The 24,771-nt window shown below is 41.7% G+C and carries 22 protein-coding genes; 8 read left to right on the top strand and 14 right to left on the bottom strand.

Features of this window, described 5'->3' with window-relative positions:
- Nucleotides 1-9: 9 nt before the first annotated feature.
- Complete coding sequence (locus ACYVBM_RS14735) at nt 10-792, top strand: response regulator transcription factor (protein WP_460686446.1); 783 nt, start codon at nt 10-12, stop codon at nt 790-792.
- 430 nt (nt 793-1,222) lie between these two features.
- Here the strand turns inward: ACYVBM_RS14735 and ACYVBM_RS14730 are convergent, their stop codons facing one another.
- The 3 genes from ACYVBM_RS14730 to ACYVBM_RS14720 all read right to left on the bottom strand — a co-directional run bounded on the left by ACYVBM_RS14730 (nt 1,223) and on the right by ACYVBM_RS14720 (nt 3,531).
- Nucleotides 1,223-1,921 (bottom strand): SIR2 family NAD-dependent protein deacylase, encoded by a 699-nt coding sequence (locus ACYVBM_RS14730; RefSeq protein WP_460686445.1) that lies wholly within the window; start codon nt 1,919-1,921, stop codon nt 1,223-1,225.
- 9 nt (nt 1,922-1,930) lie between these two features.
- Nucleotides 1,931-2,845 carry a DUF4349 domain-containing protein gene (locus ACYVBM_RS14725; protein ID WP_460686444.1) on the bottom strand — a complete coding sequence of 305 codons (915 nt, stop codon included), beginning with the start codon at nt 2,843-2,845 and terminating at the stop codon, nt 1,931-1,933.
- A 263-nt stretch (nt 2,846-3,108) separates the two neighbouring features.
- On the bottom strand, nt 3,109-3,531 hold the full coding sequence (locus tag ACYVBM_RS14720) for an EVE domain-containing protein (protein ID WP_460686443.1): 423 nt from the start codon (nt 3,529-3,531) through the stop codon (nt 3,109-3,111).
- A gap of 59 nt (nt 3,532-3,590) precedes the next feature.
- Between ACYVBM_RS14720 and ACYVBM_RS14715 the strand changes: the two genes are divergently transcribed.
- Nucleotides 3,591-4,703: an NAD(P)/FAD-dependent oxidoreductase gene (locus ACYVBM_RS14715; RefSeq protein WP_460686442.1), complete on the top strand. Its 1,113-nt coding sequence runs from the start codon at nt 3,591-3,593 to the stop codon at nt 4,701-4,703.
- A 103-nt stretch (nt 4,704-4,806) separates the two neighbouring features.
- A complete protein-coding gene (locus ACYVBM_RS14710; RefSeq protein WP_460686441.1) occupies nt 4,807-5,319 on the top strand; it encodes a DUF6265 family protein in 513 nt (170 codons plus the stop codon).
- 66 nt (nt 5,320-5,385) lie between these two features.
- On the opposite strand, the gene ACYVBM_RS14705 is transcribed toward ACYVBM_RS14710, so the two are convergent.
- Nucleotides 5,386-6,543: a galactokinase gene (locus tag ACYVBM_RS14705; RefSeq protein WP_460686440.1), complete on the bottom strand. Its 1,158-nt coding sequence runs from the start codon at nt 6,541-6,543 to the stop codon at nt 5,386-5,388.
- Nucleotides 6,544-6,575: 32 nt separating this feature from the next.
- Between ACYVBM_RS14705 and ACYVBM_RS14700 the strand changes: the two genes are divergently transcribed.
- Nucleotides 6,576-7,604, top strand: coding sequence for an aldose epimerase family protein (locus ACYVBM_RS14700; RefSeq protein WP_460686439.1), 1,029 nt, complete (start codon nt 6,576-6,578; stop codon nt 7,602-7,604).
- A 7-nt stretch (nt 7,605-7,611) separates the two neighbouring features.
- Here the strand turns inward: ACYVBM_RS14700 and ACYVBM_RS14695 are convergent, their stop codons facing one another.
- The 4 genes from ACYVBM_RS14695 to ACYVBM_RS14680 all read right to left on the bottom strand — a co-directional run bounded on the left by ACYVBM_RS14695 (nt 7,612) and on the right by ACYVBM_RS14680 (nt 10,690).
- Nucleotides 7,612-8,610 (bottom strand): GSCFA domain-containing protein, encoded by a 999-nt coding sequence (locus tag ACYVBM_RS14695; RefSeq protein WP_460686438.1) that lies wholly within the window; start codon nt 8,608-8,610, stop codon nt 7,612-7,614.
- A gap of 194 nt (nt 8,611-8,804) precedes the next feature.
- A complete protein-coding gene (gene rlmB, locus ACYVBM_RS14690; RefSeq protein WP_460686437.1) occupies nt 8,805-9,572 on the bottom strand; it encodes a 23S rRNA (guanosine(2251)-2'-O)-methyltransferase RlmB in 768 nt (255 codons plus the stop codon).
- Nucleotides 9,573-9,629: 57 nt separating this feature from the next.
- A complete protein-coding gene (locus ACYVBM_RS14685; RefSeq protein WP_460686436.1) occupies nt 9,630-10,115 on the bottom strand; it encodes a DUF4112 domain-containing protein in 486 nt (161 codons plus the stop codon).
- A gap of 11 nt (nt 10,116-10,126) precedes the next feature.
- Nucleotides 10,127-10,690: an NUDIX domain-containing protein gene (locus ACYVBM_RS14680; protein ID WP_460686435.1), complete on the bottom strand. Its 564-nt coding sequence runs from the start codon at nt 10,688-10,690 to the stop codon at nt 10,127-10,129.
- Between the two features lie 131 nt (nt 10,691-10,821).
- Here ACYVBM_RS14680 and ACYVBM_RS14675 point away from each other — a divergent pair, with 131 nt between their 5' ends.
- Entirely contained in the window at nt 10,822-11,433 is a 612-nt protein-coding gene (locus tag ACYVBM_RS14675) for a superoxide dismutase family protein (RefSeq protein WP_460686434.1), read from the top strand.
- 72 nt (nt 11,434-11,505) lie between these two features.
- On the opposite strand, the gene ACYVBM_RS14670 is transcribed toward ACYVBM_RS14675, so the two are convergent.
- Together ACYVBM_RS14670 and murB are read right to left on the bottom strand one after the other, a co-directional pair.
- A complete protein-coding gene (locus ACYVBM_RS14670) occupies nt 11,506-12,195 on the bottom strand; it encodes a porin family protein (RefSeq protein WP_460686433.1) in 690 nt (229 codons plus the stop codon).
- Nucleotides 12,196-12,270: 75 nt separating this feature from the next.
- Entirely contained in the window at nt 12,271-13,296 is a 1,026-nt protein-coding gene (gene murB, locus ACYVBM_RS14665) for a UDP-N-acetylmuramate dehydrogenase (RefSeq protein ID WP_460686432.1), read from the bottom strand.
- A 94-nt stretch (nt 13,297-13,390) separates the two neighbouring features.
- On the opposite strand from murB, the gene ACYVBM_RS14660 reads away from it, so the two are divergent.
- Both ACYVBM_RS14660 and ACYVBM_RS14655 read left to right on the top strand, forming a co-directional pair.
- Nucleotides 13,391-14,749, top strand: coding sequence for a Gfo/Idh/MocA family protein (locus ACYVBM_RS14660; protein ID WP_460686431.1), 1,359 nt, complete (start codon nt 13,391-13,393; stop codon nt 14,747-14,749).
- Nucleotides 14,750-14,936: 187 nt separating this feature from the next.
- Nucleotides 14,937-16,094 carry an ATP-binding protein gene (locus ACYVBM_RS14655; RefSeq protein ID WP_460686430.1) on the top strand — a complete coding sequence of 386 codons (1,158 nt, stop codon included), beginning with the start codon at nt 14,937-14,939 and terminating at the stop codon, nt 16,092-16,094.
- Between the two features lie 232 nt (nt 16,095-16,326).
- On the opposite strand, the gene ACYVBM_RS14650 is transcribed toward ACYVBM_RS14655, so the two are convergent.
- The 3 genes from ACYVBM_RS14650 to ACYVBM_RS14640 all read right to left on the bottom strand — a co-directional run bounded on the left by ACYVBM_RS14650 (nt 16,327) and on the right by ACYVBM_RS14640 (nt 21,242).
- The gene (locus ACYVBM_RS14650) at nt 16,327-18,450 is read right to left on the bottom strand and encodes a S9 family peptidase (protein WP_460686429.1); all 2,124 of its coding nucleotides are present in this window, start codon (nt 18,448-18,450) and stop codon (nt 16,327-16,329) included.
- A 528-nt stretch (nt 18,451-18,978) separates the two neighbouring features.
- Nucleotides 18,979-19,734, bottom strand: a complete 756-nt coding sequence (locus tag ACYVBM_RS14645; protein ID WP_460686428.1) for an XRE family transcriptional regulator — start codon at nt 19,732-19,734, stop codon at nt 18,979-18,981.
- Nucleotides 19,735-19,934: 200 nt separating this feature from the next.
- On the bottom strand, nt 19,935-21,242 hold the full coding sequence (locus ACYVBM_RS14640; protein ID WP_460686427.1) for a hypothetical protein: 1,308 nt from the start codon (nt 21,240-21,242) through the stop codon (nt 19,935-19,937).
- A 275-nt stretch (nt 21,243-21,517) separates the two neighbouring features.
- Between ACYVBM_RS14640 and ACYVBM_RS14635 the strand changes: the two genes are divergently transcribed.
- On the top strand, nt 21,518-22,456 hold the full coding sequence (locus ACYVBM_RS14635; protein ID WP_460686426.1) for a LysR substrate-binding domain-containing protein: 939 nt from the start codon (nt 21,518-21,520) through the stop codon (nt 22,454-22,456).
- Nucleotides 22,457-22,700: 244 nt separating this feature from the next.
- Here ACYVBM_RS14635 and ACYVBM_RS14630 read toward each other — a convergent pair whose 3' ends face one another.
- Nucleotides 22,701-24,542, bottom strand: a complete 1,842-nt coding sequence (locus ACYVBM_RS14630) for a hypothetical protein (protein WP_460686425.1) — start codon at nt 24,540-24,542, stop codon at nt 22,701-22,703.
- Between the last annotated feature and the right edge of the window lie 229 nt (nt 24,543-24,771).

Genomic DNA, 24,771 nt, shown 5'->3' with positions numbered 1-24,771 from the left:
TATAAGAGCATGTCATATACAGGTATTTCTGAAAAACCGGCTTTATTAATAGTGGATGACAATGAAGATATTCTTGAGTTTTTGCAGGATGACCTGGGAGAAATATATGCAATTTTTACCGCAGTTAATGGTACAGAGGCTTTAAAAATACTTTCGGAAGAGGTGATACACCTGGTGATCAGCGATGTAATGATGCCTGAAATAGATGGTTTTGAACTTTGCGATAAAATCAAGTCCAGCTTTGAGCTGAGCCACATACCTGTTATTCTGCTGACTGCCAAAAACAGCCTGGCCTCAAAAATTGAAGGCCTGTCGACTGGCGCAGATGCCTATATCGAAAAACCTTTTTCACCTGAGCACCTGGCAGCACAGGTTTCCAGCCTTTTAACGAACAGGAATAAAGTGAAAGAGTATTTTATCAATTCGCCGCTCGCACATATAAAAAGCATTGCTCATTCAAAGCTCGACGAAGAGTTCCTGGAAAAACTAAATAATTTTATTGTAGAAAATATCGAGAACCACGATCTGGACGTCGACCATTTGGCGGTTGCAATGAATATGAGCCGTCCTACCCTTTACAGGAAAGTAAAATCCATATCCAACCTGTCTCCAAATGAAATGATCAATCTTTCAAGGCTGAAAAAAGCGGTTGAATTAATGAACACTAAAGTGATTGCGCTTGGGCAGATCGCTGAAATAATAGGATATCGTTCGCTGACACAATTCGGACGTAATTTTCAAAAACAGTTCGGCCTAACGCCCTCAGAATATATGCAGAGAGCAGGTAGCTGATAAATGTAGAATATTGAATGTAAAATATTAAATGCAGAATGTGCTACAGGTTGCATGCATTATACATTTAATTATAGAATTTCTATACTGGATATTTGTTCATAGTTCATGGAAATATTAAATATTGAATATTTAATTTTAAATTAAAAATTTTACGAGTAATAATCAACAAACAATGCTCAATGTTCAATATTCATTGATTGTACGTTCCGGAGGCAATTGAACATTGATTATCGCGTATTGAAAATTGAATATTTATAGCCTGGTCGCTGAATGCTGGTTCATAATTCATGGTCGCCCTCCTTGTAAACTTTTTAACCAACCACCTTTAACAACTTTTAAACCTTTAAACTTCCCTCCTGTCAACCGTCATCTGTACAATGGTACATAGTCTAACGGCTAAATACTGATACCTGATATCTAACATCTATCAACTCATTCCAAACATTTCCTTTAGCCGCAAAGTCAGCTCCTTCACCCCTTCCGTGGCAGGCTTTTCTATAATCGTAAGATTACGCATGTCTTTCAAAAAAGGAACCCGTTTATCTATTACGAATTTGGGATTATAAACAGGAACCATATCGATCAATCCTGCAGCAGGATATACCACCAGCGATGTACCTACTACCACGAAAATGTCTGCATCCATTGCTATTTGCGCCGCTCTTTCCATCATAGGCACTGCTTCGCCAAACCATACAATATCGGGCCGCAGCTGCCCGCTGTCCGGTGCTACATCACCTATATGTATATCGTCTTTTATATCATAAGAAGGCCAAAGCGAATTTTCACTGCGCATCTTGAATATTTCCCCGTGCAAATGAGTAATATTAGTTGATCCGCCACGCTCGTGCAGGTCATCTATATTCTGGGTAATAATATGTACATCAAAATATTGTTCCAGGTCTGCCAGCCCTGTATGAGCTGCATTGGGCCTGGCTTCCAGCGCCTGTTTACGGCGCATATTATAAAAATCAAGCACCAGCGCGGGATTTCTTTTCCATCCTTCCGGAGATGCCACCTCGGCCACATCATATCCTTCCCAAAGACCACCGCTGTCCCTGAATGTTTTAATACCACTTTCAGCGCTGATGCCCGCCCCTGTTAATACTACCAGCTTTTTCTTCATTCGGTAAACTTAGAGATTCTTTTTTACAATCGCAGCGCTTCTCCTGAATCTCCTGAAAATAAAAATCATGGCTACCAAACCAAGCCATAAAGGCCATATAGTAAACACGCCGATAAATACATCTCCAAAGATCTTACCACCCTCGCTGAAAGCTGATACAATACGGCTTCCAAAACCGGGTTTATCACTATCAGCTTTATAACCTGCCAGCGGTTCAAAATAGGTAAGATTAATAGTGCTGTATTTTGCTTCCCCTGAAAGCCGGGCCAGCCTTGCTTCTGCAGATTCTATATCTTCCTGGATATCATTTATCTCCTGCTGCACTTTAAGTACATCTTCCATTTTACCTGCCTGTTTTAGAAATTCTAAATACTTGGCTTTCGTTGCTTTTTTGGTTTCAAGCCTCGCTTTAATATCAATAATATTACCCGTAACATCTTCAGAAGTGATGCTACGTTGCAACTGGCGCGTATCTTTTGCAGCCAATCCATTTACCAGCTCTTCAAATTGCAATACCGGTACTTTTATTACAATGTTGGTTTCGTTCTTGTAATCAGTAGTATTATTATCCTCCCTGGAAATATAGCCACCGTATTTTTTAACAAGGTCCCGTATAAACGAAGCATACGCTTCGTGCTTTTCTACTTCTAATGTAATGTTAGCTGTTTTAATTATTTTCTTATCCCAATCTATAGTTACAGGTATGTTGGTTGCAGAAATATCAGAAGTTCCAATGCCTGCGCCTATTCCGGTATCAGGCAGTGTAAATGCTTTATAGCTTTCTGCAGCGGCAGCCTCTTCCGGTTTTTCAGCAGCCGGGTCATTTATAGAAAGTTCATTAACAGCAACATCTTTGTTATTACCTGTGCTGCAGGCAATAAATATCCATGGCAATATTGCTATTGCAAAAAATAAGCGTTTCATTATTTTAATTTTTAATGATTAATGGAGGCAAAACCTCATGGCAGCAAGCAGGCTATTAAATTCCGGATATTTAATAGAATGCTTTGGCTTCTTAGTTATTTATTAGATATCTTTTAATACCAATTCCATAAAAATGGTAATCCCTGGAATTTGTTAAGTGATTGGTAAATTGATGTTGAAAGGTTTACAGGTTGAAATGTTGATATGGAAACAAACCTATAAACCCTGTCCGTCTGGTCAGGCGGCTTTCAACTTTCAAACTTTTAACTTTTAAAATACTCCTCCCCCGCCATCTTCATCACTATCTCCCACTCCTCAGGTTTGACTGATTGCGTGGAAAGCCGGCCCAGACGCACCAGGTCCATATCCTGTAATTTTTTTTCTGCTTTTATCTGTGCCAGGGCTACCGGCTTTTTCAGCTTTTTTACAGGAGCCACGTCCACGGCTACCCAGCGCTCATCATCCGTAGTAGGATCGGGGTAGGCCTCCTTTACAATTTTGGCAATGCCAACAATTTCTGTTCCTTCGTTGCTATGATAAAAAAATGCAAGATCACCCTTTTTCATCGCTTTCAGATTAAGCCTCGCTGCATAATTGCGTACCCCGTCCCAAACAGTTTTTTTGTCTTTTACCAGCTGATCCCAGCTATATTTAAAAGGTTCTGATTTTATAAGCCAATAAGCCATTGAAATTTGAATTTATATTTTGAAATTTTATTATTTATCTTCATAAAAATAAAAATCATTTGCAACAAATAAGCATTTGGGAAGCTGAAACATTTTATGCGCCGCAGGATATTATTATTGTAGGTGCCGGCTTTACCGGCTTATGGACAGCCTTTTACCTTAAACAAAAATATCCGTCAAAAAAAATTACCATCATAGAACGTGGCCCGGTACCTGCAGGCGCTTCAGGCCGTAATGCCGGCTTTGCCTGCTTTGGAAGTTTTACAGAAATACTGTCAGATATAGATACCATAGGGACTGACAAAGCATTGCAATTGCTTAACTGGCGCTTTGAAGGGCTCAAAACGATCCGTCAGCACTTTAATGACTCGGCAATAGATTATTATAATACCGGCGGCTATGAGCTGCTTAACAAAGAAGCATCACTTGAAAAACTCAGCGCAGTGAACAGCCTGCTCTATCCTGTTACTTCCGCTACCGAAACGTTTATTTTAAAAAATGAACTGATAGGGCAGTTTGGCTTTGCGAATACCCGGTACCTTATAGAGAACCGGTTTGAAGGTGGACTGCACCCTGGTAAATTGCTGGGTGCCCTGATACAAAAACTATCAGGAATGGATGTTCAGCTCATGTGCGGGACCGAGTTAAAAAGTTTCGAAGAAAGCTCCGATGATATAAAGCTGCAAACCACTGACAAACGCACATTACACACACAGCAGCTGATCTTCTGCACCAACGCATTTAGCAAATCTATACTGCCGCATATAGCGGTTGTTCCTGCGCGCGGGCAGGTATTGCTTACGGCCCCTGTTCCGGATTTAAAATTTAAAGGAGTATTTCACTACGATGAAGGCTTTTATTATTTCCGGAACCTGAATAACAGGATCTTGTTGGGAGGTGCAAGAAATACCGCTATTGCTACAGAGTATACACTCGACGCGTTTACTACCCTGCCTATACAGCAGGCGCTTGAAGATTTTCTTTCTAAATTTATATTGCCCGGGCAAAAGCCAGCTATAGCATGCCGCTGGGCAGGTATTATTGCGATGGGGCAGGAAAAAACACCTATTCTCAAACAGCTCACAGACCGTACCTTTTGCGCCGTAAGGCTGGGGGGTATGGGAGTGGCATTAGCGCCTGCCATGGGAAAGTTACTGGCAGAAATGATATAAATGGCCCAGGTGCAGTTACCACCTTACGCAGAGCTTTCAACAGTAAAGTTTCACACCCCAGCTTTATAACGAAAAATCAACATAAACAACAACATTGGTAAATATGACCCGCAATTTTACAGCAACATTTCTTATAGTAGTATCACTCGTTTGCTGCAATACCGCTAACGAAAAAAAGAGCAGTGCCAAAAACAGCGCTGTGCCCGATTATACAAAGCTGGAGCAGGCAGGCTGGTTACTGGGCAGCTGGCAAAACCTGTCGGAGCATGGAGCTGCTACAGAAAACTGGGAAAAAGAAAATGACTCCACCTTTAAAGCAGAAAGCTTTGTAATAGCGGAGGATGATACCGTATTTTATGAAAATGTAACCCTGCAGCTAAGGAAGGATACATTAGATTATGTGGTGCGCACAAAAAATCAAAATGAGATGCCTGTTAGTTTCAGGCTCGTGTACAGCAATGAAAAGACGTTGGTTTTTGAGAACCTGCAGCACGATTTTCCTACTAAAATAGTCTATAACAAAGTAGGGGCAGACTCACTTTATGCAGAAGTCTCAGGCATCATAAACGGAACTGAAAGAAAGGAAGCCTTCCCGTTCAAAAAAACCACTCCCTGATCTAATTAACTAAAAATCCGGGAGAAAAGATTATTCGCTTAATCTTTTTTAGTCTTCAGGCATGAATTACACTATTGTTCTCACTCCTTCAGCAATTACAGATGAAAATATCCCGGGTTTGTACCCGATATGTGCGTTATAATATGCTGCAAGTTTTTCGCTGAAATCATCAAAGTTGTCTTTATTTACCAAAGCAATGGCACAGCCTCCAAAACCAGCGCCTGTCATACGGGCGCCAATACAATCGTTATAGTTTTTGCAGAAATCAACGATCGTGTCTAATTCCCTGCCCGAAACCTCATACAGGTTTTGCAAAGAATCATGCGAAGCGTACATCAGCTCGCCAAATGTTTTAATATCGCCTGATACTAAGGCATTCTTGGCCTTTTTCACTCTTTCATCTTCAGAGATCACATGCAATGCCCTGTTCTCGATTACCGTATCGCTGATCAGCTCCCTGTTCCTGGTAAAGTCTTCAATATTCACTTCGCATAAATGGGTTACATTTAGCCTTTGCTGCAACTGCTTCAAAGCCGTACGGCACTCATTAAAACGCTCGTTATACTTAGATTCTACCAGTTTCCGGGGTTTATTGGTGTTGATAATAGCCAGCACATAATCACCAATTTCAAAAGGCAGATATTCGTAGTCCAGCGTATCACAATTCAACAAAACAGCATGGGCATCTTTACCCATAGCCACTGCAAACTGATCCATGATCCCGCTGTTCAGCCCCATAAAATCATTCTCTACACGCTTACCCAGCAAAGCCAGCTCCACTTTGCTCATGCCTCCGTTAAATATTTCATTTAAAGCATGAGCTGTTAATACTTCGATAGAAGCTGAAGAAGAAAGACCCGAACCAATAGGCAGGTTGCCGCTAAAAAGAAAATCAAGCCCGGTTAGCTCAATCCCCGCTTTTGTAAACTCGTAAATGACACCAACAGGATAGTTGAACCATTCGGGGCCGGTTTTGCTATAAGCGCTTTGTATTGCCACATCTGTGGTTTCGGGAAAATCAACGGCGCGAAACCTGAATATATTATCATTGTTTTTGGCTACAAGCAATGTGGTACCCATCGTAATGGCACATGGCATTACCATGCCGCCGTTATAATCAATATGTTCACCAATAAGATTTACCCGGCCCGGGCAGAAAAAAATATGTTCGGCAGGCTTGTTAAATTTCTTTTCGAATTCAGCTTTCAGATTATCTATAATCATATCAATTGTATATTTTTATCAAAAATAATTTTATGGTGGAAATATCAGAGCAATTATATGGCCAGCACCCTAACGGGAAAGAGGTATTTGTATATACTTTAAAAAACAAAGCAGGTACCATTGTGAACATTACTAATTATGGCGCTATTATTATGGCGTTAAAAATAAAGAAATCTGACAATACTTACAATGATATTGTTCTGGGCTTTGATGATCCTGGTCAGTATTGGAGCGAAGCGTATCTTAAAAGCTATCCTTATTTTGGGGCTGCAATAGGCCGGTATGGTAACAGAATTGACAAAGCGGCTATTACAATAGATGGTACAGTATATCCCTTAAACAGCTCCAATCCCGGTTTCCAGCTGCATGGCGGCATAGAAGGCTTTGATAAAAAGGTTTGGGAAAGGATGGCGTCTGCTGATGATGAGCTGGTTTTGCAATATGTAAGCCCAGATGGAGAAGAAGGATTTCCTGGTGAACTGACCACGCAAATTATTTTTAAACTGGATGATGATGATAACGAGCTGAGCTATGAATATAAAGCCACGACCACTCAACCCACAGCAGTCAATCTTACGCACCATAGTTATTTCAACTTGAATAATGGCGAAGGAGATATACACACCCATCATTTAAAAATAAATGCCAGCCATTACCTGGAGCAGGATGCGAACTATTGTACCACAGGAAAGGTATTGCCGGTGAAAGATACCCGCAACGATTTTACCACACCCAGCCAAACAGGGAAAATTGAAAACCCTGAAAACGGGATTGACATCAGCTTCCCCTTAGATGTGGCTGGTATTGAAAATGTAGCTGCCGAAGCTGATTTTAATGGCACTACCTTACAGGTATTTACCACCGAACCACTGGTGCACTTATACAATGCGTGTGGAGCTCCCGAAATCAGCGGCAAAAACGGCACCCCCTATAAACCCTTCTCCGGTTTTTGCTTTGAAACACAAAAGCATCCTAACGCGATCAGGATTGAAAACTTCCCCAATACTATTTTAAGACCGGGAGCCGAATATTACACAAAAACAGTCTATAAAATATCGTAATCTAAAATCAACTGCCTGAAAAATATTTTATCTCTTCCTCCAGGTTGAGGAAGGGATATTTTTCGGCCAGTATTTTTGCTTTTTCATAATGGGCTTTTAAAAACTGTTGATGCGCGTTGGTTAGCGGCTGGAAAGCTTTATGCTTCCGGGCAATAGCAATTTGTCTTATCTCCCTCATTAATCGCTGCGAAGCCTCGTCAATACAGGTTTCTGTAAATTGATCCAATACAAATTCTGTAGCCTGGTAATTGGGGTGCGCCATATCTGTATCGTAAAAACGATAATCGCGCAGCACGTCAATAACCAGTTCATAAGCCGGGAAATAATATACCCCTGGAAATTTATCTACCAGGTGATGCACCACTTCTATCAGCCGCGCTTTGCTACGGTTATTGTCTATAACACCATCACGTAAATGGCGTACAGGGCTCACAGTAAACAGTATTTTAATCTTAGGGTTGAAAGTGCGCAAACGATGATAAGTGTTATCCATTGCCGCAATAATTTCTTCAATACCCAGCAACTTTTTATAGAACCACTGTCCGGGCGCCCGATGGCAGTTGGCTACATGCAGATCGTGCCTTTCATTTTGCAGGTTGTTGGATGACAGGATATAAGAAAATGCCGAACCCAGGGTAATAATCAGCCAATCCGTATCTTTTAAAAAATGATGTGCCTGCTCTACAGCTGCGTTGATATTTTGCAGTACCTTCTCTTTGTCCATACCTGAGAAGCGGGAATGATGGTACCATGAGTTCCACAGCTCGTTCAGGAAAAACAGGTCGGCCCCGGTATATTTCCTGTTTTCTATATAAGATATAAGGCTGTGCCTTACACTTGCGGGCTCAAATAAAATCCCATGCGGATTTTGCAGCACCTCAAACTTATGGTCGGCCAAAGCATTACCAATATGCTCGGTAAAGCAGGACCCAATAAGCAAGATCTTATTTCCATAAGCAACAGGTGGCTGCAACCGGGTAATATTTATAGGCGCCATGAAGTCCATGCGGGGAATGTTGAATGTAAAATATTGAATGCTAAATGTAGAACTCGTTATTTAAAATTAAATATTTAATACTTTAGTGTAAATTTTGTTTTGCTGATAAATAATCTTAAGTTGTTACGTACTGCCACCTGTAGTAGCAAAAATAAGAAATATAAAACCCTATATTCAATATTTTACATTCTACATTTAATATTCTACATTTTCTCCCTCTGTTTCATCACTTCATATAAAATCATACCTGTAGCAACAGAAACATTGAGGCTCTCAAAATTGTTATTCATTGGTATACTGATATTTTCATCACATACCTTCAGCAATGCCGGATAAATGCCTTTTTCCTCACTGCCCATTACAATAGCGGCCGGAACCGTAAAATCGCAATCATAAATATTCTTTGAAGCGGTCATTTCGCTGGCAAAAACAGTAATGCCATTGAGGTGCAGCTCATCCACTGCTTTCATCAGGCTGTTAACACGGCATACCGGGATCTTTTCCAAAGCTCCGGCAGAAGTAAGGATAGCATCTTCATTTAAAGCGCCTACTCCTTTATCGGGAATAATAATAGCATTAACACCACAACACCAGGCCGTACGCGCGATACCTCCAATATTACGGATATCAGTGATACCATCTAAAATCAAAAATAAAGGAGCGGCGCCCCTCTCTACGACAAAAGAAATAATATCCTGCAGGTTCTGATATTGCACTTTGGCGATCTGTGCAATGCAGCCGCCATGGCCTTCCACATTAAAGCTGTGCAGCTTCTGCTGTGGCACATAATTAACCGGTACCCCATGTTGTGCCGCCAGCATTTTTAGTTCCGAAGCCTCTTTACCCACATACCGGGTATCCATATAAATCCTGTCCAGTCCTTTTCCGGCTTTTAATGCCTCTATTATCTTTTCTGCGCCTATAATAAGAGCGCTTTTCCTGGGCCTCTGCGGCGATCTGAAATTTTTCACAAAGCAAAGAAACTAAAAAGGCAGGGAAATACCATATACTATCCGGTTTAAACAAAACTACAATCTCAGCACCTTTTCCAGCCACACAAACAGTTCTATGACCAACCCAATTAAAACTGCCAGCACCAGCAGCATAACAATTAATACCGAAATAATAATGGGTTTTGCGCTGCCACGGTGTTTGCCTTCGGTATAATGTTCTGTTAACAATTTAAGGTTCCGGGTATTGGCTTTGTAGGCGAAATCAAATATCCATCCGAGAAAAGGTATGGCCCCCACCAGCGCATCAAGGGTAGCATTTCCGAGCATTTTCATAGCCAGTCTGCCAGATGCGCCATATTGTATCATGGTTATTATTAGAGAAACCGAAATAACATAACTGCCAATATCGCCGGCTACAGGCAGCAGGTTAAGGATAGGATCGAGCCCAAACTTAAAGCCACCAATGGAGAACTGCTCATCCATTAGCTTGGTTACCCGTCGAACCATGGCGAGGCGTGGATCGGCAGATACTTTCACTGCTATATCTCTTTTAGCCTTCAAATTATGACAATTTATAGTTCACCTGAAAGTAGCATCAGCTGTACTTTTTGTATGGCCATAATAGAAATAGCATCTGTTATGACACCATCATTTACCATTTTTACGGCTTCGGTAAATGGTATTTTCTTTATTTTTATGTCTTCTGTTTCTTCAGGAGTCGCAACACCCTGTGTCAAAATTCTCGCCAAAAAAATAATACACATCTCATCACTCACCGAGTTGGATAAATGGGATCGTGAGATTATTTTCCATTCTTCAGCTATGAGGCCGGCTTCTTCCTGCAGCTCTCTTTTTGCAGCTTCGATATAATGCTCACCATCCGGGCAGCCACCTTCAGGTATTTCCCAGCTGAAGGCATTTAATACAAAACGGTACTGACCTACCAGGCAGGTGTTCTGCTCTTCATCTAAAGTAATTATCCCAATGGCTGTGTTTTTAAAATGCACCTTCCCATAGATACCCTTACCACCCGATGGATTTATAACATCAAACTCGGTGATACTGATCCAGGGATTATCATATACATTTTTGTGCCCGTTTATTTTCCAGGGATTGATTATTTCTGCTTCTTTCATAAATTGGTTCAATGTTTGCTTGAAAAAGCTATGACTGTTGATACATTATTATAGTTATGCTATAGTAAAAGTAAACTTTTATCTATTTTTATTTCTTTAAACCTCATTAATTAAAAAATTTTAAAAAAATCATGAAACGTTTTTCATTTTTACTAAGCGGTATAATAGCCGTTACGGCACTGGCTTCATGCGGAAACGCCTCTAACAATAGCGATGATGCTACCGGGGCGGATTCAGCAATGGTTGTTACAGACAGTACTGATATCATACCTTCTGCCGATGGCACATTAGTCGCAGTCGCCAATCTGATGTCCACAGCAGACTCTACCCTACAGATTGGTACGGCAAAATTTTACCAGCTGGATAGCACCAAAATGCGCCTTGATCTTTCTATTGATGATAAATTAAGAGCTGACAGTAATGTTGCTGTACACTTTCATGAACACGGCGATTGTAGTAACAAAGGTGAAAGCGCGCACGGCCACTGGAATCCTACGAAAGAAAAACATGGGAAGTGGGATGTGGCTCCCTTTCACTCGGGAGATATAGGAAATATGCAGCTTAACAGTGACGGTCATGCCACAAAATCTGTAACTACCGACAGGTGGAGTATCACAGACGGTGCGGCTAATAATATTGTCGGTCTTGGTATCATTGTGCACGGTGGTACTGATGATTATACCACACAGCCTACCGGTAACTCAGGACCTCGCATTGGCTGCGGCGTTATTATAAAACAATAACTTCCTGTTCCGATAAACAAAGGAGGCAACAAAAACTGTTGCCTCCTTTGTTTTATTTAATGAAATTCCCTTTTAGAAAAACATGCCCAGGCGTATCGCCCATCTGTTCAAGCCTACTTTTCCGTCTTTCCAGCTGCCATTGGATGTAATATCAGTAAAACCATTTTCGAAGCCAAGCCCAAAGAAAAGATCTGTTTTTTCAGCAACCTGGTATTCTCCTCCTGCACCCACCAATAAACCCAGGTTTACTTTATTCGTATGCTTCATGGCATTTACATTTTTCTCAGCAACAGAGCCATAAGAATAATCCATTCTAGACTTTAACAAGGCGCCCATATAGGTACCAAACTGCCCCCAGAAGCGAAAACCGTTTTGCTGGTTGGTTTTCAGCTTTACACTGAGCGGGATTTGCAGGTATTGTAATTTAAGCTTATAGGTCTGATCGCTGCCCGATGCTTCAGCTCTGTACAAACCTCTGCCAGCAGTATTATAAGTCAGCTCTGATGACCCGTGGGCCACTTCCAGCCCTGTAGCAAAAGCACCTCTGCCATCGCTAAACATTATATCGGCCATCAGGCCGTAGTTGACACCCAAACCGCTGTTTTTTCTTTCCACACCGTTTTCAGCAGGCCTTAAAGCATTAGCAAATACAGGATCTACCTTAAATCCAAACCTTACAGACCTTCCATAGAATGCTTTTTGTGCATACAGTCCGGAATATAATGAAACTGAAATAAGGCTTAATAAAAAAACTTTCTTCATCCTTTGATTTTTAGATTAACAATTAGAAGTTTTTAAAAATGGGCGCGAAGATACAATTTATAATGTAAGCGCCTACTAGAGTATGTTTACTTCCGGCATTAATCCTATACCAAACTTATTCATAACAGCATCCTGCACTATGCGGCATACTCCTAAAATATCAGCACCGCGTGCCTTTCCGTAATTTACCAGTACCAGCGCCTGCTTTTCATGTACGCCGGCATCGCCCTTCCTGAAACCTTTTAAGCCGCACTGCTCTATCAGCCATCCTGCCGCCAGCTTCATCGTTCCGTCGGCATTTTCGTAAGCCACAACCGAAGGGAACCGCTCCTTTAACTGTGAATATCTTTCTTTATCAACAGAGGGGTTTTTAAAGAAGCTGCCAGCATTGCCTATCTGTTGGGGGTCAGGTAATTTAGACGATCTGATAGCAATTATTGCATCGGCAATGGCCCGGATGGACAGATCCTTTACACGGGCTTTTTCCAGCTCCTGCTTTATTGCACCATATTCTATATTGAAATGCGGTGTTTTAGCCAGCTTATAAGTAACATCGGTAATTACAAACTCATTTTTATATTGATGCTTGAATACACTTTCCCTGTATCCAAACTCACAATCCCGGTTAGAAAATGTTACCATTTCCAGGGAGCTCCTGTGTATGGCAGTCAGTTCGTAAAATACTTCTTTTATTTCCACTCCGTAAGCTCCTATGTTTTGCATAGGTGAGGCGCCCACCCTCCCGGGTATCAAAGCAAGATTTTCAACACCTGCATAATTATGATCCAGGCAATATAAAACGAACTGATGCCAAATCTCGCCTCCACCCGCTTTCAGATAAACGAACTGCTCATCCTCGCGCACATTTTCTATTCCTCTGATGGCATTTTGCAATACCAGGCCCGGAATATCCCTGGTTAAAAGCACATTGCTGCCGCCTCCCAGGATAAGTACTGACTGCTCATGAGCATTGGCCCACTGCAGGCATTCCCTTACATCATCAACTGTTTTAGCAACAGCAAAATATGCTGCACCGGCATCAACGCCAAAAGTATTATAAGGCTTTAATGAAATATTATTTTTAATATCCAGGGGTATCATATGCCTGCAATGTTACATCAAAATCTATGTAATAAAATGTAAAAACGCAGAGCCTGTTGTATCAAAATGATTATCTTAGAGCAAATTACGCCGTATGTCTCATTCAAGAAGAAAGTTTATAAAAAATGGCACACTCGCCGGAACGGGGCTTTACCTGGGAGCAACCGCTTTCAGCGCCAAAAGCTATGCGAATATTATCGGATCTAACGACCGTGTGAGAGTAGGGATTATAGGATTTTCAGACCGGTTCCGGCAGTCTTTATTCCCCTCTTTTCTGAACCATTATAAAGAGCTGAATTTTGATATAACAGGGTTGTCAGATCTTTGGAATTATCGGAGAGATGCAGGTGTTGCCTACATAAAAGAAAAAACCGGCCGCGATATAAAAGGCTTTAAAAATAACGAAGCGCTTTACGATTCTAAAACTGCAGATGCCGTTATTATAAGCACTGCCGATTTTCAACATGCCCTGCATACCATCGAAGCAGTAAATGCCAGATGCGATGCCTATGTGGAAAAGCCTTTTGCGGAGACCATGGCAGATGCACGCGCTGCATTAAAAGCGGTAAAGGCATCCAACCAGATTATACAAATAGGGTCTCAGCGCAGAAGCGGCAGCAACTACAAAGCTGCCGAGCATTACATTAAATCCGGAAAATTTGGCGCCATTAATATGGTAGAACTTACCTGGAATGTGAACCAGCCGGAGCGATGGCGCAGGCCCGACCTGGTTGCCCGTCTTAAACAGGAAGATACCGATTGGAAACGCTTCCTCATCAACCGGCCTTTCGAAGCCTGGAACCCCAGGAAATACCTGGAATATCGGCTGTTCTGGCCTTATTCCTCAGGACAGCCCGGCCAGTGGATGAGCCACCAGATCGATACAGTGCATTGGTTTAGCGGGTTAAAGCATCCCCGCAGCGTAACCGCCAATGGTGGCATTTACAACTGGCCCGATGGTCGCAGTAATTGGGATACCACTACTGCTGTATTTGATTATGGCGATGCAAATGATCCAACAAACGGGTTCCAGGTAGTATTTATGAGCCGCATGGGTAATGGCGACGAAAATCCATCAGAAATTTATTTTTCAAAAGGCGGTGAGCTTAATTTAATTACCAATAAAGTATCGCCTAAAGGTGGCCTTAAAGAAAATCATGCAAAAGCCATGAATATGCCACCCATTTTATTACCTGAAATGGCTTTGGTAGAAAAAGCCGAAAAGGTTGTTGCAAGCGCCAATACCGGGGGCGATCCGCTTACTAGCGCCCATATGCGTAACTGGATGGAATGTATACGCAGCCGGAAAGAGACCAATGCACCTGTGGAAGCCGGGTATTATCATTCTATTGCCAATATAATGACCACTGCTGCGTCACACACGGGAATGAAAGCCACTTTTAATGAAAAAACGCATGAGGTAATGGCAGGTGATAAAGTGTTTACTTATTAGCCCCAGGGAAACTTCAAGATCATATTTCCGGCCGTTTCGTTTCTATATCAAGAGTTAATGCACGGCAAAGGCAGCAAGCACTCATATAAATACTCGTATGCCGTTCAGATAAAACTCCATTTTTACATTTTTTTGCAAAAATGGAATCTAAATCCATTTTTACATATTTTTGCAAAAATGGAACCGGATGATACAACGATCGATACTATCGACAGCAAAAGAATCCTTATCCCAGTTCAGGGCTTTATGTATCACCGGCCCCAGGCAAAGCGGCAAAACCACATTAAGCCAAATGCTCTGCCCGGATAAACCATACATCAACTTTGAGAACCCGGCTGTACAGGCTAAAGCATTACAGGATATAGAAAAATTTTTAAAGCCTTATAAACAAGGCGCTATACTGGATGAAGTGCAGCGCGTGCCCGACCTGCTCCGGTACCTGCAAATCCTTTTAGATAAAAATAACCGCAGGGGGCAGTTTATATTAACAGGGTCTAACAATTTCTTGCTACAGGAACAAATTTCCCAATCCCTTGCAGGACGTGCGGGCTATATATCGCTATTACCTTTTAGCTATGCAGAGCTGCAGGAAGCAAAGCTAAACAGCGATGATGTTTTTAAACATATCCTGACTGGTGGCTACCCCGAAATATGGCAGGAACGCCTAAAACCTGAAATATGGATGAACAGCTATATACAAACTTATGTACAACGGGATGTGCGCCTGCTAAAAAACATCAGCAACATGGCTACTTTCAGCCGATTTTTATACCTGTGCGCCAACTATGCAGGGCAGGTGCTCAATCGCGATGAGCTGGCAAGACAGGTAGGCGTTGATACTAAAACCATTCTTTCCTGGTTAGGGGTATTAGAAAGTAGCTATATTGTTTTTTTATTACAGCCCTGGTATAATAATCTGAACAAACGTATCCTTAAAAGTCCCAAACTATATTTTTACGATACCGGTTTGCTATGCCGGCTATTAGGAATTCAAAATATTGCTCACTTAAAAAATCACCAGGCTTACGGAGCGCTGTTTGAAAACTGGATCATTACAGAGATCAAAAAAAATAATTTCAATAAAGGAATACAGGAAGGCCTGTACTACTTCAGGGACAGCGCAGGAAACGAAATAGATCTTATATACGAGAAGGATGGCCAGCCTATCGCCATTGAAATAAAAGCAGCTAAAAAAACAACCCCTGCTATGTTTAACAGCGTCCGGTACTGGAGAAAAAACAACCCGCAGGGATCTCAAAGTATGCTTATATACGGAGGAAGCAAAACAAGCATACAGGATGAGAAATTAAGCATCTTATCCTGGAAAGATATAGCAGAAGTATAACCTGTGCAGGCATATCAATTTCGATATAATAGTGCTATGCGACTTTGGCGCTCCTTCTCATTTTCGATCATTTATACATTAACTGCAATCATACGCCCTGAAGTTGCGTGCTAACAAAAATAAACGATCTTTAACACGCAGTTTCCAATAATCATTTTTGGGTACAGTGAACGTTGTTTATTGGTTTACAGAGCCGATTATTGCTGCTACACAGATACATCAGCATTTCCCATTACCCGCCGGCTCCCATCAGGTACTCTTTAGGAGGTTCGGCGCCTAATAAATGCTTCACAAAATAATCCCAGCGCAGGCGCATCATATAGCTGGAATATACTCCGAAGCCATGCCTTGCATTGGGAAAGAGTACCAGGTCGAAATCTTTATTCGCCTTTTGCAGGGACTCAACAACCAATAAGGTGTTATAAGGGGGAACATTATCATCCATCATACCATGCACCAGCATCAGTTTACCTTTCAGATTGCCGGCATATGCCTGGTTAGCCTGGGCTGCATAGTCGCTGTTCGCTACCAGTCCGTTATAACGTTCTCCCCAGTCATCTTCATAATTCCGGTTATCGTGGTTGCCCGATTCTGCAATACCTACTTTATAAAAATCAGGATATTTGAACATGGCCGCAGCAGTAGCAAATCCTCCACCGCTGTGCCCCCATATACCTACTTTTGTCGTGTCCATCGGGTAAATTGCAGACAGTTGTCTTATAGCAGCGATCTGGTCGGGCAATGTATTTTCCGCCATATTGCCATAGCTCCGGTCATGAAAACTTTTGGACCTGTAAGGGTTGCCGGTTCCTTCAATTACCACAACAATAAAGCCCAGCTCTGCCAAAGCCTGGTGATCGCTTCTTGATGCTGAAAAATTCCAGCTTCCCACGCTTCCGCCCTGCGGTCCGGGATAAATATAATTAACTACAGGATATTTTTTTGAAAGATCTGTTTTAACCGGCGTAAATACAAGACCGTAAATATCTGTTTCACCATCCGCTGCCTTTATACGTACCGGAACAGGAGGCTTCCATCCTTCTGCCACCAGGCGGGAAACATCGGCCTTAGCAAGGTTCGTTATTAATTCACCTTTAATACTTCTGAAATCAGCTACCGGTGGCACATCGGGCTGAGAGTACACATCTGTAAAATAGTTCCCCGATGGAGATAAACTAATGTTATGATTGCCCGGCTCAGGCGTTAATAAGGTGAGCCCTTTGCCGTCAAATCCTATTTTATAGAAATAAGCAAAGTAAGGATTCCCTTTTTCCCGGCCATAGCCTGTAAAGTAAATCACACGCTTTTTTTCATCTACTTTCAGCACTTTACCAACCAGCCACTCTCCTTTCGTGATCTGATGTTTCAGCTTTCCTGTTTTGCTGTCGTACAAATACAAATGCCCCCAGTTATCACGCTCAGAGTACCAGATGATCTCGTTCGACTTTGGAAGGTAACACCAGTTAACAGCGCCCCTGCCCGATTCAAACTGCGTTTCTACGGTCTCTTCAAATACTTCTCTAACCGCCCCGGTGCTCGCATTGGCTATTCTCAACCTGGCATTTTTATGATCTCTTGACGAAGAAACAAAAGCCATTTCGGCTGCATCAGGCGACCAATCTACATCATCAAAAACTCCATTACTCGAAATATCATCACCTACAGTAGCCCGGCGCGGATCAGGAGGCACGTTCAATGAAATCACTTTCGGCTCTTCCACTTCTATAATTACTCTTCTTATAGTAACAATATGCGTATCGCCAGGCAAAGGATACTTCCATTGCTCCAGCTTTGGGGCACCTACATTGGTAGTTACCAGGTACATATCATTCACCTTACGCTGGTCCTGCTGAAACGTGGCTACTTTTTTTGAATCGGGCGACCATTTTACAATTGCGGCATTGCTGTGCCTCCATCCCGCATTGTCTGTTGCGTAACCATAATTCTCTGTACCATCTGTAGTTAATTGCTTTTCCGCGTTCGTTTCCAGGTCTCTTATCCAGAGGTTCCATTCCTTAATAAAAACAGCTTTTCTGCCATCAGGAGACACCATTTCAAAGGTTTTTCGCGTACGCCATTTGTCCCGGTCTTCACCAACCGCCTCTTTATAAGCAGCAGATTCCTGCTTTGATTTCTTTACAGGATCTACCAGAAAGATTTTTTGCCCGTTCCGGTACCAAAATTTATCTCCCTCCAGCCAATTGGGATAAGGATTAGCCCAGTCAACGAGCTTCGAAGTATGATATAGCAGGAACTGTTCGGCTCTTTTGTAATCATCAGCCGTTATCTTTAGGATCTGGGCATTTACTGTACCGGCTAATGCAATTGCACTGATTATACAAACTGTTTTATTCATCTGTATTTTTTTTATCTTTCATCAGGACCTATTTTTATTGGATTTTACATTTGGCATAAGATAAAAATATTCTGTTTTCATCAAACGCAATATAAATTATAAATGGCCGTTTATTAAAAGCCTGTTTAAATAGTTTCCTTATGGCTCTTTTTGGCTGCAAGATTCGCCATGCTTCGCTAAAAATAGCCTGTAAAATTCTACATTACAAATGTAGACAAGAAGGTATGCATGGTCATGATGCAGGCGCATCTATAAATATAAAAGAGCCGCTATAAAGCGGCCCGTATATATAAGCAATTAGCTCAAACAGTCAATTATTTAAAAAATTGATGCCATAAATATATGGTAAAAAAATTAATATTGAAGTAGTATTTAAGAAGTTATCTAACATTTTTACTGCCGGCCACCTTTATGACCGGCCTGGCATTCACCGGTTTCTGCCCAAGCGTACAGGTAATACCAGGGACGGGAGCCCGGGTCTATACAGCTTTAAGTCGAAAATATTATACCTTTTTCATAAGGTGCAGGTTAATTGATTTTCTTTTTCATTCCGTCTACCTGCTGTTGCAAATTGGCAACAATATTCACCAATTGCCCTACATTCCAGTTTTGGGAGGTATTGGTTTTTGAGATAACGTATTGCGCTTCCCACATTTCCAGCACTTCATCAGCATTGATTGAATAAGGCTGGAAAGCCGGGTTATCGCTTACGAGTAGCAGCTTGTTCCTCGACTTGCCATTTTTTTGTACACGTTTGTATACAATACCATCGTTTCTAGACACCAGGATACAGGCTGTATTGTTCTTAACGTTGTCCAGTGCTTCTACTTTTTCACCAACAATGATAGAGCCGCTTGGTGTGGGAAGCATAGAATCTCCCGAAATTTCGAAAGCGCGGTAATTACCGCCATTCAGCATAGGCAAGGTAAACGTATTCAGTTCATCCACAAATTCATGATCAGCATAACCTGCCAGGTAACCGGCTGCAGCCTTTACCGGAACAAATGGAATCTGGGTCACTACAGTCGCCAGCTTCAGGGCACGTCTTTTAGCAAGATAGTTACCAGAACCGGACGCTACGCTGAGGTCTTTTCGCAGCAATTCATCCAATGTAAGCCTGAACATATCGCATACCGTTTCCAGCACATCAATACGGGGCTCTGCGCGCTCTTCCTCATAAGCGCCTAAAAGAGACCGCTTGATGTTCAGCTTCGTGGAAAATTCATCCTGCGTCCATCCCCGAAGCTTTCTTAAATACTTTAAATTTTTATTGGCTACCGACATGGCTAATCATTTTAGTGTAAAAATACTAAAATAATTATCATTCTGGAAAAAATTTACCGTTGAGATTTATTCTGTATTATTTTTTAAACGAAACAAGGCGAATTTGCACTTATAGCCGGCCTCCGGGAGAAAAATTCAACGAATTAGCAGCCCCGAAGCATACCCCCAAAAACATTCAATGAATAAATTTTTAACAGGTACTAAACTGTTTTTACGTCTTTTACATCATAGTCCTCAATATTCTCGATGTAATTGTTAATGACAAGGAAATCGAATAATGGCTTTACTTCAGGCGATACAGGCATATTCTGCAAAGTAATGACTTCGTTTGTTTTCTTGTTCAGATAAGGATAAGCATACAACTTTACATTTTTGCTGAAAAGGTCGCTGACATAGGTTAACAGCTCCTGCGTATAATTTTCGCTATAGTTTTTTGCATTGAAAATATTGCGCAAATTGGAAATGTTGGTTGAAATACCCACATTGCGTGGCTTGCAGCGTGCCAGGTATTGCGCCAGCTTATTATTTCGTTTAAAATTGGATACAATTACATTATTACCGGTAGCGCACAGCTCTTCGGCCCTATTGGCAAAAATTGCAAGATCATTCTTTTCAGCAGTATCTTCTTCAAGCAGGTTGCTCATTAATACTTCTATTAATACCACCAGGTTATCTTTTCTTACATGTTGCGACAGCCTGAACTGTTCTACTGCTTTATTGAAGAGATCGAAGTTGGGAATCGATTTTTGAAGGTACTTGGTACGTAAAATCATAATATCCTTTTTGTACAGCAGATCTTTAGGGAGTATCACATTACCATGCGGGTTAAAAATAGCAGCGCTGGAAAAGCCTTTCTCGATCAGGTAAAGATTCACCAGCCTGTCGTTGGTATCTCTGAACACGGGGCCGCGAAGACTGATCATATCTATTTCTACAGATCCTACCGAAAGATTATCTACCAACGATTCTACCATTAGCTGCACATCGTGGTTATAATAAAACGCACCATACACAAGGTTTACACCGAGTATGCCCAATACATTTTGCTGAACGCCTGTATCACTATCCAGTAACCTTACATGAAAAATAACATCGTTATAATCGCCGCCGGGCGTAACCTGGAACCGAAGGCCCAGCCACCCATGTGGTTCATTGGTTTTGTTAAAATTTAAGGTGGTTACCGTATCGGCAAAGGCAAAAAAAGTTTTATCCCTGTACTTTTCCCCGTAAAGTCTTTCTGTTAGCAGATCATATTCGTGGGACAGCATCTGCTTCACCCGGGCGCGGCTAACATAGCGGCCACTTGCTTCTATACCATAAATGGCATTGCTGAAAGACATGTCGTAGGCCGACATGGTTTTGGCTACTGTTCCGGAAGCGGCGCCTGCTGTGAAAAAATTTCTTGCGACTTCCTGGCCTGCGCCAATCTCTGCAAAAGTCCCATACACTGGCGGGTCTAAATTAATCTTTAATGCTTTCCTTTTTGTTTCGAATATTTCTCTTGCCATATTATTTATCAAAACTACAAATTTTAACGGCTGCGAAAAAAAGGAGCTCCTGTTTTTTACTAAAGATGAAGCATTTCCTTTAAGAGGTGGTTATCCGGGCACACCATTTTGAAAGCATTTTGGTTGCTGAAACATCAGCTGATGTATTGCGTAGCGGGTAAGAAACTACCCTCATCCATACCCTCACCAATGAGTAAAGTTATTCATCAGATATTGCGGATTTTATAGGTAATATTTATACTTTTGATATAATTATAGAAAATATTTATACAAACATGACCCTGCAACAACTGGAATATTTACTGGCCGTGCATCAGCACCGGAACTTTTTAAAAGCAGCTGAAGCCTGCTTCGTAACACAACCTACTTTAAGCATGCAGATCCAAAAACTGGAAGAAGAATTTGAAATAAAGATCTTCGACCGGCGCAGGCAGCCTATAACCACTACTCCGGCCGGTACCGAAATTATTGAATATGCCCGAAATGTAATAAATGCTGCCCACGAGCTGTCGTCCCTGGTAGAATCGCAAAAGGGAAAGATGAAAGGAATATTGAGGATAGGTATCATTCCCACACTGGCTCCTTACCTCCTGCCCTTATTTATACCTTCTTTTACCAAACGGTATCCCGACGTAAAACTACTGGTACAGGAACAAACTACTGATATCATTATCTATATGCTAAAAGAAGGGACGATTGACGCCGGTATTCTTGTAACCCCTGTTAATGAAAAGAGCATTACTGAGCAGGTGCTATTTTATGAAGAGCTGATGGTATATGCCTCCAAAAATCATCGCCTGTATCAAAAACAATACCTGCTGCAAAAAGATATTGATGTTAGCAAACTGTGGTTACTGGAAGAAAGTCATTGTTTCCGATCGCAGATTCTTTCTTTATGTGAGTTACAGAAACAAAGCAAAGAGTTCAGCAATTTTGAATATGAAGCAGGAAGCATTGAAACGTTAAAACGTATGGTAGATGTAAACGATGGTATTACCATTATTCCGGAGCTGGTAACCTTACAAATGCACAAAAGTGAACTCAGGGCTGTCAGACATTTTAAGAGCCCCGCACCCGTAAGAGAGGTAAGCCTGGTACTGCACGGGAATTTTATTAAAAGAAGACTTATCGATGCATTAAAAAAAGAAATACTGGCTACCATCCCGGAAAAGCTAAAAACCAACCAGAGAAAAAATGTGTTGCCCTTGAATTAGCGTAGAGCCGATAGAAATATTGAGTTTTACTTTGCAGCAGCCGGCTACCCTGTGTTTAGCCCAATTCAAGAGAATGGAAAAGATGAAAGGGAACAAAAGAATAAAGTAAAAGAAATGGTCCAGTGACAGAAGTTCGATGATAACCAGCAACTGAATTATTACCGCTTTAAGTACCGTAATCATACCCCAGAGATAAGTGGATTTATAGAAAAACAGCTCCCCGCAGGAAGTGAAAGAAAACGGGTTATTTATCCTTGTGGACAATAGCTATTTCAAAAGGATACATAAAAGAGGCCTGCGTATTCAACTGGTATCTCAGCTGTTTTTCGAGATAAACCATTTCATCCTCTCCTAAGGTGTCTTTTGCTATGTATAATTGAATATCAATAAAACGCGAAATACCTGCATTTCTGCCCGGTAAAACTTTCATATTTTTTTTCACTTCCACTTTTCTTAACCTGGGCCCGAAGAGCTCATAACAAAGCAGCCTTATATCTTCTGCGCTTATAATTTTCCCTTTGGCTGACAGCTGCCTTACCAGCATTTGTTTTTGTGCATAGTCGCTCAGCATTTCCATACCGCCAATGGCAGGTGTAACAGAAAAGCAACTATTGATTTGGGTAAGGCTGTGCTGTACGGCCCTGAAGCCTGAATGGGCCTTAACAAAACCTGCTTCAGCCGGAGAGGTCGTCCAGTAAGAGACCTGAACCGTTTCGCCCTGGTTTTTTGATTTTAACAGAACATATCTGAACGTTGGTTTCTCGTCTTTCGATTGTTGCACCTGGTCTTCCAGCCGGGTAAGCATTTTAGATATCTCGTTGAGGCGTGCGCTTATAAAGTCGTTGCTGGTTCTGCTGAAATAAGCGCTTTCGTCTCTTATAGCTTCCAGCAGGCTTTTCAGTGCATGGCGTATGTCATTGCTGCTGCTTTTGCTTACCCTTGCTGACCGTATAATGGCCTGCCCTTCTTCAATGTTACTGTCAGAATCCGCTTCCAGCAGCCTGTATTTTACGCCGCTCAATCCTTCTATTGATTGAATATCAAGATAGCTACCCTGTACCTGCAAAGGAATAATATTCACCCACTTTTCTGTTTGGTGAAATATCTTTTCGGGTTTACGGTTGATGGCAGGGAAGGCGTTGATTGCTATCTGCAAACGTTCGAGGATATCAGCTTTAAACGGAATACGCAATGTAAGTGTGCAATAAACAGGATTAAGGAGATTTATCTCCTGGACTAATTTATCGGGCAGGTTATGCAACAAAGGGTGAGCGCCGGATTGTGTGCTAATCGCATCAGCATTTTCATCTATGGTAAAAAACTGGTTGAAGTAGATCGCCGCAATCTCTTTCTGAACTTTCCGGGAATAATCTGTATCATGGGTAAAAGCATCCCTTAATGAAGTTTCATACTGATCGCTCCTGTAATAGCCTTTATGCAGCATAACAGGATTTCCATTTACACTGAGCGAGGCCTCCAATAGTGAAAAATAAAATTTTTTAGCTTCGGAATGGCCCTTCAGATCAAAAAACAGCTGCATACCGGCCAGGGAAGTTACAGGAGATCTATCGGCAATTGTAAAGTGAACCTGGGTAATCATTCCCCCTTCAGCATCTCCGTAAACCAGAGATTTCTTCCCATCATCGTGGCATTTGAAAACCTTATCGCCAATGCGTATATACCCCAGGCTGCCTTTGACCAGTTGGGTTTCGCCGATGGGTGTAAAATTAAGCTCGGCTTCTTTTATTGCTTCATCAGCCTTGGAAGTTCTAGCCGTTGTGCTAAAGTTAACAGCGCTTTTCAGCAAACAGTGTTCTCCGGCTGGCTTTGCGGTGAGGATACAGCTTGCAGGTTTTGCTCTTAACAGCGAATGGGGTAGCATCAATGCGGCCAGCTCGTTCAGTAAATTGTTTTGTATATCCTTTATACGATAGCCTAAAGACTCCATTTCCCCTGCCACTGCATCAAAAAGAAGCACCAGTAGCGGGTCGAAATTGGCTTCTATTTCATTTTCTTCCAGGTTCCAGTGTTGCGCGGCCAGCCTTATCATCCTGTCCCTGATTTGTTCCCTGCTTTGTACTTCCATATAAAGTGCGTTTGAGTGTCAAGTGAAATTTTTGTACTTATGATTCGTGGTTCATGCTACTGGTTACTTGATGCTGGATGCGGGTTACTGGTTTCAGGTTCAAAGTTTCAAGTTTCTGTTACAGGCATCAATCATCAGGCTCGGGAACACAACAGCCAGGAGTATAGAATCTCTATGCCACTATTAAACCTTCTTCAGCCATCCTCAACAATTTTTAAACCTTAACTAA

The sequence above is a fragment of the Niabella aquatica genome (assembly GCF_054779315.1).
This window is presented reverse-complemented; position numbering and strand designations above follow the sequence as displayed.